The organism is Clostridium sp. D33t1_170424_F3, assembly GCF_015667585.1.
Taxonomy (GTDB): domain Bacteria; phylum Bacillota; class Clostridia; order Oscillospirales; family Acutalibacteraceae; genus Anaeromassilibacillus.
On record NZ_JADPEG010000025.1, the window covers coordinates 19034 to 34532 of the forward strand.

Here is a 15499-nt window from a genome sequence, read left to right on the forward strand (position 1 = left end):
AAAATTCTCATCTTACAAATAGAAAACGCTCTGCCATACCTGATCGGGTATGGCGGAGCGTTTTTATTACAGCAAGAAAATCGCCAGCTTTTCACCTTTTCATGCAGTAAAAAATCCTTTCCCGCCAATCCAGCCGGAAAGCACTTGGACGCTGGGAAAATACAACAATCTTTTATGTTGTTTCCGGGTTCTCATACCGCGGATTTTCTTTCACACGGGACTGCGGTTCGGTTCAACCTGCATTCCTGTCCGGCGGTGGATTCCTACCGACTCGGAGTCGCTCCATCATTTCTCAGTTGACAAACGCCACGCCGTTCGCTATACTTTTATTAATATCTTTTATAAGTTTCCGATATTAAGGAGGAGCAGTTATGAGCTGGCTGGATTTACACATGCATTCCAATCAAAGCGACGACGGAGAATATACGCCGGAGGAATTGATGGAACTCTGCGTACAGAACGGCGTGCGTACCGCCGCCGTCGCGGACCACAATTCCACACGTGCGGTCCAACGGGCGCAGACACGCGCAGAAGCGCTGGGTATCACCTGTATTTCCGGTGTGGAACTGGACTGCACCCATCAGGGCGTTGATTTGCACCTGCTCGGTTACTGGATCGATCCCTCACACCCCGGCTTTGCCGCAGCGGAGCAGGACATCTGGGAGCAGGAACAGCGCGCTGGAAGCAAGCGCATCGAGCTTGCCAAGGCGTTGGGCATTCAATTAAAAACCTGCGACGCCCTACTTTCCGCCAAACAGGGTGTGGTCACAGGCGAAATGATCGCAGAGGCCGCTTTGGAGCAGGACCCGGAAAATCCCCTGCTGGCTCCTTACCAGTCCGGCGGCACACGCAGCGACAATCCCTTTGTCAATTTTTATTGGGACTTTTTTTCGCAGGGTAAGCCCGCCTATGTGCCGGTCATCTTTATGAGCCTGAAGAAAGCCGTTGAACTGATCACAGAAGCAGGCGGCGTGCCTGTTTTGGCACATCCGGGCAACAATATCCATGAAAATGCCGAACTGCTGGCGGACATTGCCGCACAGGGTGTAAAGGGTTTGGAAGCCTACAGCAGTTACCACTCGTCGGAGCAAACCGCCTTTTATCTGGAACAGGCGGCAAAACTGTCTCTTGCCGTCAGCTGTGGCAGCGACTTTCACGGTAAGATCAAGCCCAGCATTCGGCTCGGCGGCACGGAATGCGGTGGGCATGAAGCAGAATTACTATACGGGCTGGAATGCCAAAAGCCCCAATAAGGAGGAAAACCGATGCACAGCATACCTGCCAAGCCGGAACTCATGAAGCGGATGAACACAGACCTGCTCTACCGCGCCCTGATTTCCATGCAGACCGCTACGCGCGCGGAATTGGCGGAAGAGACCCGGATCAGCGTCACCACCGTACGCGCCCTGCTGGAGGAGCTGACAGCCAAAGGGGAAATTATCGAAACACAGTTGGACCAGTCCAGCGGCGGGCGGCGGGCGCAGCGCTATGCGCTGAATCCGCAAAAGCACGCCATCCTCTCTTTTTACCTGGAAGAAAGCGCCCTGCCTTACCGCGTCTGCAGCCTGACCGGCGCCTGTCTGGAAGAAGGCTTTTTCATGATCGACAAAAGCCGGACGGAAACCGCCGTCGTCAGCTTCTTATCACAAATCACAGCAAAGCATTCGGTCAGCGCGGTAGGCGTTGGCGTACCGGGAATCGTGGAAAGCAGCCGCTATCTCACCAACTTAGACAGCAATTCCTGGAAAATCAGCGATGTGGGAAAACAGATTCAGGCGGTTTGTCAAAGGCCCTTTATTCTGGAAAACGACCTGAACGCCGCCGCGCTGGGCTTTTGCCTGCGGTATGGGAAACAGGAGCCAACCCACAGCTTTGAGCAGATGAACATGGTTTATATCCATTTTAATAAAGCCTGCGCCGGAGCCGGCATCATCGCGGACGGCCGGGTTGTACACGGCGCGCGGCAATTCGCCGGGGAGCTGGGTTTTCTCCCCATGCCAGGTGGCGGCACATTAAACAGCGTTCTGACGAACGCCCCGACGGAAGACGCCTTTCTGGATGCGATCGCCTATGTGATCGGGATCCTCTGCTGCGTAACCAATCCCGCGCTGGTCGTTGTGGGCGGCGATTGGTTTGTGGAGAAGCCCGTGGACCTATCCGCTCTGTCCCTCTATCTAAAAAAACACATTACGGACCTGATGCTGCCGGAACTTGTCAGCTCTTGCCATTTCCGGGAAGATTACCTATCTGGCCTGCATCATCTGACTGTGGAGACCCTGATTCCGCAGCTTCCCCTGTAATAGCGGCGGTTGCATCTGCGAGGGCCTGCTTTTGTGCGCGTGAATTTTTGTCTGCAAGCATCGTGAAAACCTCTGTCACTTCTATTTTTGTGCTAACACAGACGGCTGTACTGCCACTTCCCCGGGGAGATGGCAGTACAGCCGTCTTCGCTTATATAATTTGCAGAGGCTGTGCCCTCGGATTACAGAAATCATTACTTTTGTGTGCACTTCCGATTTATCTAAAACTTGATAATTGTTCTTAATTTTCCCAGAAACCCCTTGACAACTTCTTCCTCCGGTGGTAATATATAGACACAAAATCAATAATAATTATTATATTTAACTTAACAGGAGGAATACAGGATGGAAAATATTAAGGGAACAAAAACGGAAGCCAATCTGCAGGCGGCATTTGCAGGGGAATCGCAGGCCAGAAACAAGTATACCTACTACGCGTCCAAGGCGCGCAAGGACGGCTATGTACAGATCGCTAACCTCTTTGAGGAAACCGCCAACAATGAAAAGGAGCACGCCAAAATCTGGTTTAAACTGCTTCACGACGGCGAAATCGCAGACACCGCAACCAACCTGAAGGATGCAGCCGCTGGTGAAAACTACGAGTGGACCGATATGTACGCGCAGTTTGCCGAAGACGCCCGCGCGGAGGGCTTCACCCGCATTGCAGCGCTGTTTGAGATGGTCGGCAAGATCGAGAAAGAACACGAGGCCAGATATCTCAACCTGCTGAAAAATGTGGAGGAAGGCCTTGTTTTCTCCAGAGAAGGCGATGCAATCTGGCAGTGCTCCAACTGCGGCCACATCGTCGTAGGCAAGAAAGCACCGGAGGTTTGCCCGGTCTGTGCACATCCGCAGTCCTATTTCCAGCTTCTCGCCAAAAACTATTGATCCTCTTTACTTAACATGCGGCGAGCCCCCGGATTCCGGCTGGAATCCGGGGGCTCGCCGCGTTTTTCTATGCTTCTTTTCCGCTTCTGCGCGCAGCGGCGGGCAGCTCAACAACAAACAGCGCGCCGCCGGACGGCGCCGCCTGTACAAAAATCCTGCCGTTGTGCAGCCGGACCAGTTCCTGCGCGATGCTCAGCCCCAGGCCAAAATGGCTTTTATCATTGCGCGACTTGTCCACGCGGTAGAACCGGTCAAAGATATGCGCCGCATGCTCCGGCGGGATACCAGGGCCGTTGTCCTCCACCTCCAGCCGCACGGATTTTGGGCCGTTGATCGCCCGTACAGCCACTCTGCCGCCCTCCGGCGTATAGTGCAGCGCATTGTCGATCAGCACGGAGAGCGCCTGCTGCAGCCGCTGCGCATCCCCGCGCAGTTCCGGCAGCTCGTCCTCCGGCAGCTCCAGTGTCAGCTTTTGCTTTCTCTCCCAAGACAGAGGGCGGAACAGCTCCACCGTCTCGATGAGCAGCGTGTCCAGCTCTACGGAGGAAAATTGCATGCTCCAGGTCTTTGCGTCACTGCCCGCCAATAAAAGCAGGTCGCTTACCAGACGGCCCATACGGGTGCATTCGCGTTCAATATTGCCGCGAAAGTGCTCCGCCTTTTCCGGGTCGGCCTTCATCGCGGCGGCGCTGGCCTGGATGACCGCCAACGGAGAACGCAGCTCGTGCGAAGCAGCCGCGACAAATTCCACCTGCTTGCGCGTATTTTCCTCAATCGGCTTGATGGACCGACCCGCAAACCACCAACTGACGACAAACAAAGCCAGCACGGACAGCAGCGCGAGTCCCAGATACAAGAAGCGCTGCTGCCGCATCTCCGCATCCTTATCTGTCATGTCGCGCAAAAGGGTCAGGCTTTGCCAGCTGCGGCTGGTGGGAATCTGCACCACCGCCGCCAGATACCGTTCCCTCTGCTCCCCGCGCAGCTCAAACTGCACGGAGCTGGTTTCCAGCCGGGAAGCCGGCGGCGCGGCGGCGTTGACCCCGAGCTCCCCTGCTTTTTCCTTGGCGGCGGCAACCAGCTCGCCGCGCGATGTCTGCGGACTCCACGCGCCACGGAAAAACAGCGGCGTACCGTTGTCCTCAATATGGATCAAAAGGCGCTCGCTGGACTCCAGCTGTGCCAGCCAGGTAATGCTGACGGACTGGTCGCTCTGCAGCTTAAATACAATCGTATTGATGCTGCTTTGGAACGCGGTTGCGTTCGCCTGCTTTGCCTGTCCCTCCGAAACAGCGATCACCGCAGCCGCCATGCACAGCAGGACCAGGCCGGTCAGCAGGGAACAGAGCAGCGTCAGGCGCAGACGCAGTTTTTTCAGCATGGCCCTTCTCCTTTCGCGTTACAGGTTGAACCGGTATCCAACGGAGCGGATGGTCTCAATCCTCAGCCCGCTGCCCACAGTGCGCAGGCGGCGGCGCAGAAAGTGGATATAATTGTCCAGATTGCCGTCCTCCACCGGCGCGTCGGGCCCCCATACGCGGGACAGCAGCAGGCTGCGCGGCAAAATCTGGCTGGGATTGCGCAGAAAAAATTCCAGCAGCTGTGCCTCCCGTTTGGAGAGCGTCACCCGGCTGGAAGGGCCGGTCAGCGTAAGAATATCCGTATCCAACGTCAGGTCCCCGCGCACCAGCGCCTGCGCGCTTTCCCACTGCTGCGGGCGGCGGGAAAGCGCGCGGATGCGGGCCAACAGTTCCTCCATGGCAAAGGGCTTGACCAGATAGTCGTCCGCTCCGGTGTCCAGCCCATCCACCCTGTCTCCAATCCCATTCATCGCCGTCACCAGAATCACCGGCGCGGCCACGCCTGCCTGCCGGATTTCCCGCAAAATGGTCAGCCCGTCCATATTGGGCAGCATCCGGTCCAGAAGGATACAGTCATAGGCATTTTGGCGGGCAAAATGCAGGCCGTCGTCTCCGGTATGGCATACATCCACTGTATGGCCATTTTCCGCCAGTGAAACATGGACCGCCTCGCTCAACTCTTCGTCGTCCTCCACCATCAGAATCCGCATGTTGATTCCTCCCTGTTGATACATTATTTTTATTATAGCACATCTCACTTGAAACGGCCTTCTTTTGAAGCCGATGTACTTCAAAGTTCCCCCATTTATCGAAAAAACCGATTACACTTAAAATCACGCGCACGCGCGCAAAGCGATTGCCCTTATCTTATCCTGTTATTCTTTATTTTATCTCTAAGTCGGATTATAGGATCTTTAGAGATTTCCGTGCTATACTCAAAACTGTCAAAAACAGTATGCAATCTTTCCACCGCGATTCCGTGGAAAAAGCACAGAAAAGAGGGAACATTCATGCGTATCATGCAAAAGCTTCTCAGCGGTATTTTAACGTTCAGCCTTGCAGCAGGCATCGTGGGCTGCACCGGCGGCGGGAATCCTTCCACCAGCGGCCCGGATGCGAGCCCCACCGCCGCCATGGGCCGGTACATTGAACAGGACCTGGGCCTGCCGGAAAACACAACCAAACCAAAGGCACTGATCCGGAATGAAGACGGCAGCCTGCACTTTTGGGGCACCTACTCCCCGGACAACATGACATCCCATCCCAGGCATTACAGCAGCAAGGACGGAAAAACCTGGGAGGAACAGGACGTCTCCTGGATGGATTCCGTACCGAACGGAAATCTGCGGGCCATCTGCGGGGATGGCAAAGGCGGTTTTTACGCGATTGTCAACGAAGATAACAATACGCCGCATCTGCTGCACACCACAGACGGCAAGACGCAGGAGGAAATCCCCGTTCCCTCTTGGAACGACAGCGTCTCAGAAGACGGCTCCTTGAATTTTTCCATGGCAGGCGGGTCCGTCGTCGTCGGTGAGCAGGGCAGCGTCTCTTTGGAGGACGGCGAGGAAGGCGGCAGTGATGCCTCTCAAAATTCTCCCAAATTTGGGCAGTCGCTTAGCATTCTGTCTATGGACCTGCTGGAAAATGGAGACTTACTGATCAGTACCATGAACCAGGGCATTTTGCGCTATGCGCCCGACGGTACGTTGATCAAACAATTCAAGGGGGACTCTATGGGAAGCACCGCCAACAGCAAAGACCTTTTTGTCCTTGATTACAAGAAAAACATAACCCAATACGACCTGGAATCCGGCAGCCAGGTTTCCACCATCTCCATGCCCGCTACCACTTCCTCCGGCAATCTTGTCACGGACACGGACGGCAGCCTCTATTACGGTAGCGCAGATGGCATCCAAAAGCTCGCCCCCGGCGGTTCTGTTTGGGAAACCATGATGGACGGTTCTCTTTCCATCATGAGCACGCCCTCCGTCATGGTGATGGGCCTTGTGTCGGATGGAGACGGCGGCTTTTATGTCCTTCTGAATTCCATCGCAGGCGGCTCTAAAATCATACACTGTACATACAGTGATTCCACTCCCACCGTTCCGGACACAGAATTGAAGGTTTACTCTCTGAAGGAAAGCCCCACCGTCCGCCAGGCCATCGGCGTTTTCCAGCAGAACCACCCAAACGTCTATGTTAACTATACAGTCGGCCTGCCCGACGGCGAGGAGGCTGTCACGGTCTCCGACGTTGTACGCTCTTTAAACACCGAAATTCTCGCCGGCAAGGGTCCGGACGTCTTGATTCTGGACGGCCTACCCTACGATTCCTATATTGAAAAAGGCGTGTTGGAGGATATCTCCTCTATTATGCAAGGGGAAAAACTGCTGGATCATATTACAAACATCTTCCAGCAGGATGGGAAAACCTATGCTATTCCAACCCGCTTTACCATCCCGGTCATGGTTGGCGATAAAGACGTCCTGAACCAATTGAACAGTTTAGCCGACTTCGCCTCACTGGAGGACCATTCCTCCCTGTTCCTGGTAAATCAACCGGATCTTTTGTTAAACGCGCTGGCCAACGCCTCTTTCCCCGCCTGGAAAAAAGACGCCTCCACATTGGACGACGAGGCGATCACGGAGTTTTTGTCACAGGCAAAGTCCATTTATGATATATACCATTATAACGTAGACGCGGACCCGAATTCTTCCATGATTATCACCGCAAGTATGGGCGGGATGAACTTTGTCGAATCCGATTTCATGAGCCTGCAGTATATGCAGGGAAAAACCGAACTGTATATGACCAACGCCAACAGCCTGTATGCCATGCAGTTTGGCGTATCCAACCAGGAAAAAGCGGACCATACGATGGTAAAATCCATTCCTGGACAGGTAAAAAACGCTTTTATGCCCCGTGTTTCCGCTGGCGTCAACGCGGCAGGCAGCCAAAAGGACCTTGCGAAAGAGTTCATTCAAACCATGCTTGCCCGCGAAGTGCAGGACTATGCGTTTACTGACGGCATTTGCGTCAACAGCGCCTCTTTTGACAAAGCTGTGGACGATCTGAAGGAAATGGTTGCAGATATTGACTTCTCTGAAGATTACCGTTCTCTGGTCGCTTCTCTCTCCACCCCCGTCCTTCCGGACACCGTCCTGATGGATGTCGTCATTACGCAGGGTATTTCCTGTTTAAACGGGGAACAGTCGCCGCAAGAGGCGGTACAGAAAATCAACGAACAGACCCGCATCTATTTATCCGAATAAACTGCCCCCTACCATCTTCTGGTTTCACACAGCGCGCCGCAGATTTTGATGCGGCGCGCCATTTTTATGTGACGAAGGCTTCACACAGATTCAGAAAGCCTTCACAAAACCCCAGCTGTCTTATAGAAACTTTAGAGAAAACTTTGCTATACTCAGCTTGGCAAATCAAACAAAGGCGTTTCAGCGCCTGAAAGAAAGGAATTTATTTATGAAGCTTCAGAAGAGTTTATGTACGCTGCTTTCTTTGCTTCTCATCGGCGGCATTTTCAGCGGATGCAATTCCGGAACGCCGGAAAATGGAAATACGCCGGCGCCCGCGATGGGCCGTTATGTAGAAAAGGAAATTGCTCTGCCGGAGAGCAAGGCGGTGATTAACGCGCTATTTTATGACGGCTCTGAGAATCTCACCGTCTATGCCACACTCCATCCGGAAAACGAACCGGAGGCGCCCGGCCTGTATCGGTACACAAAATCCGCCGATGGAGAATGGGCAAAAGAAGCGGTTGAGTGGCTCAAGGGCTACACCAATGCGACGCTTGCACCAGACGGCAAGGGCGGCTTTTACGCCGTAGCCCACGATAAAGAAAACCAGCTGCGCCTGCTGCACACAGCGGACGGAAACACGGCGGAACAAATCCCGGTTCCCTCCTGGGATGAACCGGCTAAAAATGAGGAAAATGAAGGCGGCGTTGCTATCAGCGGCAGTAAAAGCGTAGATATTGGAGATGACGGCATTGTCACAAAGTCCGATACCGGTGACGCTGCGGAATCTGATCAAAACACAGCGCCTGAAACCAGAACCGTAGGCGAGGAGCTGATGCCGATCAGCCTGGACGTCCTGGAAAACGGAGATCTGCTTTTGGGAGACTACAGCGCCTACTACCGCTACACCCCCACCGGTGAAAAGGTCCGTGAGTATAAGGTGCAGAGCAGCGGCGCCGTAACGGACGGCAAATCGCTGTACACACTGGACTATGAGGGAAGCATGACCCAGTACAGTCTGGAGGACGGCTCCCAAGTTCGAAGCCTGGCGTCTCCTTCTTCCGGATACGGACCCCTGACCTCCGATGCGGAAGGCGACCTTTATTATTGCAATTCCAACGGGATCCAGCGGCTGACGCCGGGCGGCACAGTTTGGGAAACGATTGTGGACGGTTCCCTCACGTCGCTGACTTCTCCCTCCGTTACGCCCACGGGACTGTATCTGGATGGCAACGGCGGATTTTACGTCAGCGTTTATGTGCAGTCCATCGGTTCCAAGCTGTTCCACTATACATACAGCGAAGACACGCCCACGGTGCCGGATACGGAGCTGACTGTCTATTCCCTGCGCGAGCTCCCGACGGTGCGGCAGGCGATCAGTGCTTTCCAGAGCAGCCATGCAAATGTACACGTCAATTATCGCGTCGGCCTCCCGGAGGGAAACGATAACGTGACCGCCTCTGATGTTGTACGCTCCCTGAACACGGAAATTTTGGCGGGAAAAGGCCCGGACGTTCTCATTCTCGACGGCCTGCCCGTCGATTCCTATATCGAAAAGGGCGTTTTGGCGGACCTTTCCGGCTTGCTGAGCGGCGCAGACCTGCTCTCCAATGTGGCGGACACCTATCAAAAGAAAGGCAAAACTTACGTCCTCCCCGCGCGCTTTACTGTGCCGGTCCTGATCGGCGATAAGGACGCAATCAGCGGCATTCATCAATTATCCGACCTCTCCACTGAAAACGAAGACAAGCCCCTGATGATGGTGAGCGAACCGAAGGAACTGCTGGAACTGCTCGCGAGCACCAGCGCGTCCGGCTGGATTCAGGACAGCACGCTGAACACACAGGCTCTGATCCAATTTTTAACCGAAGCAAAAGCGACCTTCGCCGCAAACGACCGGCAAAAATGGAAGCCGGACGGCAGCGGCGGCGGCATGGCCATTATGACGGACGGTGGAAGCTACTCCTTTAACAGTATGGGCATGAGCTATCTGAATGGGGAAAGCCATATGTACCCGGCCGACATGAACACGCTGCTGGCGCTGCCCGGTTCCGCCGGCAGCATGGGAGGAAAGCAGGATACCAACACCACGCTGGGCCTGCTGCCCGGACAGATGCAGAACGTTTACATTCCGCGCGTTCTGGCAGGCGTCAACGCGGCTGGCGGGCAGCAGGAGCTGGCGCAGCAGTTTATCCAGACGATGCTTTCCACCGAGGTGCAAAACTATACGTTCACCGACGGCCTGCCCGTCAACAACGCTTCCATGCAGAAGGAAATCGCCTCTGCAGAGGAAATGGCAGATCATATGGGGTATGTCATTCCTATTGATTTTACCGATTTTCTGAGCCAGCTCTCCACGCCGTCCGTACAGGATTCCATCTTGATGGACGCCGTGCTGACCGAGGGAACCGCCTGCCTGAAAGGCGAGAAATCGCCGGAGGAAGCTGCCGCTGAAATTGAAAAGCAAGTCAGACTTTACCTGGCGGAATAAAGTGTTTACAGATTCTTTAGAGATCCATTTGATAACATAAATCAGCCGGTCAACCGGCACAGGCAGATCAACAGGAGGGCAGCCAAATGAAATGGAAATCAATTCACAGCTTTCTGCAACAGGAACGGGCGCGCGCCGCGGCAGGCACGCCTGCCCAGGGTTCCTCCACGCAGCGCACGGCGGCAAAGCTGCTCGCTTGGTTCTTCGCACTGATGCTGGTCTTTACGGTACTGTCCCGCGCGGCAAACGGGCTTACTGTTGCGGAAGTCACGGCGGAGACGTATACCTCCGGCCCGGTCCGCAAAGAGCTCTCGGCATCCGGCAAGGTGGAGGCAATGGGGCGCCATCCGATGGAGGCCATACAGGGGCTGACCATCGTCAAATGGTATGTCTCCGCGGGAGATACCGTAAAAAAAGGCGATCCCCTGGTGGAATTTGACCCGGAGGATACCAAAGCGCAGCTTGAAAAGCTGCGCAACGAGCTGGCAGACCTCAAGGCCAAGCAGTCGGTCACCGATACATCCGGAAAGGTTTCCCTTGCGACGGCAAAGCAAGCGGTGGAAGATGCGCAGAAAAAGCTTTTGACAGCGGAACAGGACGCTGTGGAAAAAGCAAACGACGCGCAGACCGATCTGGACAAAGCGAAGGCTGAAGCACAAAAGGCGCAGACGGAGTATTCCAAGGTCTACCAGAAAACCTCTGAAAACCGGGTGAAAGATGCGGAAGCCGCTCTCAAAGACGCGCAGCAATCGTACCAGGATGCAAAAACCGCCTACGAAAAGGCGGACGCCACTTCCAAACGAACTGTGGACGACGCCCGCATCGCACTGGAGGAAGCCAAGGATATCGGCATTGAGGAGGACATTGAGGCAGCAAAGAAGGCGCTGGCCCGCGCCAAAGAAGACCGCTGGTACCTGCTGGACGAAGCGGAAAAGTCCACGAACCGCGCCAAGGAACGGCAGGACGACGCACAGGCAAAGCTGGACCAGGCGAAGGACTCCTCCACGCTGGAGGATGAACCGGACGTCAAAGCGGCTAAAAATGCCGTTACTGCCGCGCAGGAGGACGTCACGGCAAAGGAACGCGCATTGGCGGACGCCAAACGCGCCCTGCCTACCGCACGGGACGACGCACAGGCCGCGCTGGACGCCGCCCGGCTGCAATACGAATCCGCGCTGGCGGGCGGTGCGCAGACAGACGCTTCCCTAAATGCGGGCGAATGGGAAATCCAGCAAAAAGAAAAAGAACTTGCCAGCCTGCAATCGCTGGAAGCCGGCAATTATCTCCTGGCTGCGCCGGAAGACGGCGTGGTCATGGAAGTCAACGGCGAGGCGGGCGCACAGACGGACGGCAAATCCCCAGTGGTGCTCAGCACCAACCAGGAAGGATACCGTTTTATCGCAGAAATTTCACAGGAGGAATCCAAGTGGCTGTCCATCGGGGACCAAGTAAAACTCAACCTGCGCCGCAACGGCGAACAAAAGGATTTGGAAGGCACCGTGCAATCCATCGGCTTTGAGAACGAGAACGGCCTTTACCCCGTGACCGTGGCTCTGCCGGAGGGCTCCTATCTTTCCGGCGAAACCAGTAAAATGGAGTCGGAAAAGGACAGTAAACGATATAACATGCGGCTGCCGCTGACCGCCCTGCGGTCCGACAGTAAAGGTGATTTCATCTACGTTGTGCGGGAACGGGACAGCGTTTTGGGACGGGAAACCTACATAGAGCACGTCGGCATCGATGTGCAGGACAAGGACGGCACCATCATGGCACTGAACGCATCGCTCCTTCCCGACGATAAGGTAGTGACCGGCAGCAACCGTCCTCTGGAGGCGGGCGACCGCGTGCGCCTCGAACAGCCTTGACCGCCGCGAGAAAGCGCCGGGTCGGCTTCTGGCTTTGTCTGCTTGCCGCGCTGGCCTGCTGGTTCTTCTCCGTATCGCAGTCCAACCGCATTCTTTCCATGCCCGCCGCCGGAGTACGCTACAAGGCGGACGGCGGCATCACGCTCGGGGACTGGGAGAACGCGCAGAAGGCGGCGGAAAAGAAACAGGCGCTCCTTCCCGATGCGGCGCTCTGGCGGGAGCTTTCCGGGGAGATGCTGGAGGACAGCGCCAAGCTGAAAAGAGGATCCACAGAGATTCTGGAGCTTTCCGGCAACCCGGAACTGATTCTCTCCAATCCGATGCATCACGGCGCCCTTCCCGCGCGCGGCGATACCGCCGGCTGCGCGGTCAGTGTGGGGCTGGCGGACGCCCTTTGGGGCGGCACGGACGTCATTGGCAAAACTCTGCTCCGCGGCGGCAAGCCCTTTGTCGTGCGCGGCGTATACGAGGACGATTCCCTCAGCGCCATGTTCCAGACCACAGATGAGAAAACCTCTTTTTCAAATCTGGAGCTTTCTTTTGAGGACGGCGTCAACTCCGCAGATCAAACCCGCAGTTTCCTGACCAGCTACGGCCTGCCGCTGCCGGAGGGCATCCTAGACGGCGGACTCTGGACGGCGCTGGCAGGGCTGCTCGTCCTGCTGCCGGGCTGGGTTCTGGGATTTGCCGCGCTGGCGTACCTTTTGCGCGGCGTACTGGCGGCACGGCGTTCCCCGGCGCTCTGTGCGCTTGCGGCGGCGGCGGCCCTTCCCGCGTGCGGCGCGGTTCTCTGGGCGGTACAGATGAACACGCTGCCGCCGGTGCGTTTTATTCCCGGCAAATGGTCCGATTTCTCCTTCTGGTCCCGCCTGTGGGAAAACGCTGTTTCCGACCTCTCTGGCCTGATGCGCCTGACGTTTACCCCGCGCGAAGCCGCTTTGCTGGGACAATTGCTGGCCTGTGCGCTGTTCTGCCTGCTGTCGTGCTTTCTGTTTGTCCTGACGGTGGAACGGCTGCATCTGGTACGCGATCCGATGCCCTTTGCCGCCGCTGTTTTACTGTCCGCCTATCTGCTGGTCCTTTGGCTGGCACGGGAAGGCGCGGCAGAGCTGCCACGGGCCTTCTGGCTGGCGCTTCCCGCTGCGGCGCTCTGCCGGTCCGCATACCGCGCATGGGGATATTATCTGTTGAGAGAGGAGGAAACGTCCCATGAAACGTGACGCGTACCAAAAACTTCCATTCCGCAAAGCGATCCTTCCGTGGCTGTTTCTGGGGCCAAGCCTGCTCTGTGTCAGCATTTTCGTCGTGGTCCCTTTTATCGACGCGGTGCGGCGTTCCTTCTTTTCCGCGATGAGCGGCCAATTTGTTGGAACCAAAAACTATGAGATTATCTTTCAAAACAAGGCGTTTCAGCTCGCCGGGTGGAATACCATTCGTTTTACCCTGCTGTGTATTCCGGCGCTGATTCTTCTCTCCCTCGCGCTTGCGCTGCTGGTCCATGCCTGCAAGGAGCGGCGCGGCATCTTCAAAACCAGCTTTTTGATCCCCATGGCGATCCCGGTCGCCTCCATTGTGCTGATCTGGAAAGTGTTGTTCCACGAAAACGGTCTCTTAAACAAGGCCGCCGTCGCGATGGGCGGCACGTCCATCGACTGGCTGCACAGCAGCTGGGCCTTTCTTCTTCTGATCATCAGTTACCTCTGGAAAAACAGCGGGTATGACATGGTTCTGTGGCTCTCCGGCATCAGCAGCATTCCGGGGAGCTTGTTTGAAGCGGCACAGGTGGACGGCGCCAACGCGTTCCAGACCTTTTTCCGCATTACCCTGCCCAACCTGAAGCCCACACTGTTCACCATCACGGTACTTTCCCTGCTGAACTCTTTCAAGGTGTTCCGGGAAGCATACCTGGTGGCGGGCGATTATCCGGACGACAGCATGTACATGCTGCAGCATCTGTTTAACAATTGGTTCTTAACGCTGGACATCGACAAAATGTGCGCCGCCGCGACGGTTATGGCCGTCACCGTGCTCGCAGTCATCCTGATCCTGCAACTCTTTTTGGGAAGGAGCAACGACGAATGAGAAGAAAATTGGTTTATCTGTTTTTGGTGGTGGTTGCCCTGACCGCATGGATGCCGATCTGGATGCTTCTGACGGGTTCGCTGATGGGCACCCGCGAGGTGGTGGAAAGCCTTGGCCCCGTTCTGAAAGCCGGGGCGGCCGGCTTTGCCGCATGGCCGCTTTTGCCGGTTTATCCTACCCTGCAGCCCTTTGTGGAGCTGCTGCTGGACACGCCCGAATTTTTCGCCATGTTCTGGAATTCCTGCCTGCAGGTGTTTCCGATTCTGATCGGGCAGGTGGTGATCGGCGCACCGGCGGCATGGGCGTTTGCGCGCTATGAATTCCGTTTTAAGAAACTTCTGTTTTCCTTGTATATCGCGCTGATGCTGATGCCGTTCCAGGTGACGATGGTTTCCAACTATCTGGTGCTGGACAGCCTGAACCTGATTGACACAATGTGGTCGATTATCCTGCCGGGCGCGTTTTCCACTTTCCCGGTGTTTATCATGAACCGCTTCTTCGCCGCGATCCCCAAATCTGTCATTGAAGCGGCGGAACTGGACGGCGCCGGGCCGTTTCAGGTGTTTTTACGCATTGGGCTGCCGCTCGCCGCTCCGGGCATCCTGTCCGCCGTGGTGCTGGGCTTCCTGGAATCGTGGAACGCACTGGAACAGCCTCTCGCATTTCTCAAAACCAAAACAAACTGGCCGCTCTCCCTTTATCTGCCGCAGATATCCACAGGCAACGCGGGCATCTCCTTGGCGGCCTCTGTCCTGATGCTCACGCCCGCCCTGCTGATCTTTTTCTTTGGACAAAAATATCTGGAGCAGGGCATCGCCGCCTCCGGGCTCAAGGACTGAACCTGCAAAAAAACAGCAGCGTGAAACTTCCACCGGAAGTCTTCCGCTGCTGTTTTTCTGTCCAGATCGTATATATATGCCCGCCTTCTCACACAGGCAATAAAAACGCCGCAGGTTTCCGGATTGGAAACCTGCGGCGCCTCACAATGAAATTTCTCTTTCAAAACAGGACATCTTCAAGTTCTGTTTTATGTTGGCAATCTTTTCAGCCAGCTACGATTGTCAAGCAACTGTTACCACACAGTGCTGTTGGGCTTCTTCACCCGGCAAGGTGGTGTACACGCCCGCGCTTTCGCCCGGCGCGCCAACCGCCCAGACCTTGTAAACATACAGATTGCCGATGCGGGAAATTGCCTGTGTCTTCAATACATTGCCGTTACCCACTGTAAAGGCCGGAGTAAAGCCGTTTCCATTGA

12 protein-coding genes are annotated in these 15499 nt (G+C 55.7%); 9 read left to right on the forward strand and 3 right to left on the reverse strand.

All coding sequences use genetic code 11. The features are described 5' to 3' along the window. Nucleotides 1–371: 371 nt before the first annotated feature. From I4V53_RS13420 to rbr, 3 genes are all read left to right on the forward strand, one after another. On the forward strand, nt 372–1253 hold the full coding sequence (locus I4V53_RS13420) for a PHP domain-containing protein (RefSeq protein ID WP_195986205.1): 882 nt from the start codon (nt 372–374) through the stop codon (nt 1251–1253). Nucleotides 1254–1265: 12 nt separating this feature from the next. Next, complete coding sequence (locus I4V53_RS13425; protein ID WP_195986206.1) at nt 1266–2300, forward strand: ROK family transcriptional regulator; 1035 nt, start codon at nt 1266–1268, stop codon at nt 2298–2300. 345 nt (nt 2301–2645) lie between these two features. Beyond that, complete coding sequence (rbr, locus tag I4V53_RS13430) at nt 2646–3188, forward strand: rubrerythrin (protein ID WP_195986207.1); 543 nt, start codon at nt 2646–2648, stop codon at nt 3186–3188. 67 nt (nt 3189–3255) lie between these two features. Here the strand turns inward: rbr and I4V53_RS13435 are convergent, their stop codons facing one another. Then, complete coding sequence (locus I4V53_RS13435; RefSeq protein ID WP_195986208.1) at nt 3256–4569, reverse strand: sensor histidine kinase; 1314 nt, start codon at nt 4567–4569, stop codon at nt 3256–3258. Nucleotides 4570–4587: 18 nt separating this feature from the next. Further along, complete coding sequence (locus I4V53_RS13440; RefSeq protein WP_195986209.1) at nt 4588–5259, reverse strand: response regulator transcription factor; 672 nt, start codon at nt 5257–5259, stop codon at nt 4588–4590. Nucleotides 5260–5559: 300 nt separating this feature from the next. Between I4V53_RS13440 and I4V53_RS13445 the strand changes: the two genes are divergently transcribed. The 6 genes from I4V53_RS13445 (at nt 5560) to I4V53_RS13470 (ending at nt 15083) form a co-directional block, all read left to right on the forward strand. Then, nucleotides 5560–7824, forward strand: a complete 2265-nt coding sequence (locus tag I4V53_RS13445) for an extracellular solute-binding protein (RefSeq protein ID WP_195986210.1) — start codon at nt 5560–5562, stop codon at nt 7822–7824. Between the two features lie 208 nt (nt 7825–8032). After that, complete coding sequence (locus I4V53_RS13450) at nt 8033–10297, forward strand: extracellular solute-binding protein (RefSeq protein WP_195986211.1); 2265 nt, start codon at nt 8033–8035, stop codon at nt 10295–10297. Between the two features lie 86 nt (nt 10298–10383). Further along, the gene (locus tag I4V53_RS13455; protein ID WP_195986212.1) at nt 10384–12162 is read left to right on the forward strand and encodes an HlyD family efflux transporter periplasmic adaptor subunit; all 1779 of its coding nucleotides are present in this window, start codon (nt 10384–10386) and stop codon (nt 12160–12162) included. Then, nucleotides 12159–13382: an ABC transporter permease gene (locus I4V53_RS13460; protein ID WP_195986213.1), complete on the forward strand. Its 1224-nt coding sequence runs from the start codon at nt 12159–12161 to the stop codon at nt 13380–13382. Before I4V53_RS13455 ends, I4V53_RS13460 begins: the two co-directional genes overlap by 4 nt. Beyond that, the gene (locus I4V53_RS13465) at nt 13372–14244 is read left to right on the forward strand and encodes a carbohydrate ABC transporter permease (RefSeq protein ID WP_195986214.1); all 873 of its coding nucleotides are present in this window, start codon (nt 13372–13374) and stop codon (nt 14242–14244) included. The genes I4V53_RS13460 and I4V53_RS13465 overlap by 11 nt, the downstream gene beginning before the upstream one ends. Next, on the forward strand, nt 14241–15083 hold the full coding sequence (locus I4V53_RS13470) for a carbohydrate ABC transporter permease (RefSeq protein ID WP_195986215.1): 843 nt from the start codon (nt 14241–14243) through the stop codon (nt 15081–15083). Before I4V53_RS13465 ends, I4V53_RS13470 begins: the two co-directional genes overlap by 4 nt. 222 nt (nt 15084–15305) lie before the next feature. Here the strand turns inward: I4V53_RS13470 and I4V53_RS13475 are convergent. Then, on the reverse strand, nt 15306–15499 hold a 194-nt coding region (locus tag I4V53_RS13475), incomplete at its 5' end, for a hypothetical protein (protein WP_195986216.1).

Excerpts from the sequence above, each read along its gene's own strand:
- I4V53_RS13465 (WP_195986214.1), top strand. The coding sequence starts at position 13,372 with ATGAAACGTGACGCGTACCAAAAACTTCCATTCCGCAAAGCGATCCTT.
- I4V53_RS13440 (WP_195986209.1), bottom strand. The coding sequence starts at position 5,259 with ATGCGGATTCTGATGGTGGAGGACGACGAAGAGTTGAGCGAGGCGGTC.
- rbr (WP_195986207.1), top strand. The coding sequence starts at position 2,646 with ATGGAAAATATTAAGGGAACAAAAACGGAAGCCAATCTGCAGGCGGCA.
- I4V53_RS13470 (WP_195986215.1), top strand. The coding sequence starts at position 14,241 with ATGAGAAGAAAATTGGTTTATCTGTTTTTGGTGGTGGTTGCCCTGACC.
- I4V53_RS13445 (WP_195986210.1), top strand. The coding sequence starts at position 5,560 with ATGCGTATCATGCAAAAGCTTCTCAGCGGTATTTTAACGTTCAGCCTT.
- I4V53_RS13420 (WP_195986205.1), top strand. The coding sequence starts at position 372 with ATGAGCTGGCTGGATTTACACATGCATTCCAATCAAAGCGACGACGGA.
- I4V53_RS13425 (WP_195986206.1), top strand. The coding sequence starts at position 1,266 with ATGCACAGCATACCTGCCAAGCCGGAACTCATGAAGCGGATGAACACA.
- I4V53_RS13455 (WP_195986212.1), top strand. The coding sequence starts at position 10,384 with ATGAAATGGAAATCAATTCACAGCTTTCTGCAACAGGAACGGGCGCGC.
- I4V53_RS13435 (WP_195986208.1), bottom strand. The coding sequence starts at position 4,569 with ATGCTGAAAAAACTGCGTCTGCGCCTGACGCTGCTCTGTTCCCTGCTG.
- I4V53_RS13450 (WP_195986211.1), top strand. The coding sequence starts at position 8,033 with ATGAAGCTTCAGAAGAGTTTATGTACGCTGCTTTCTTTGCTTCTCATC.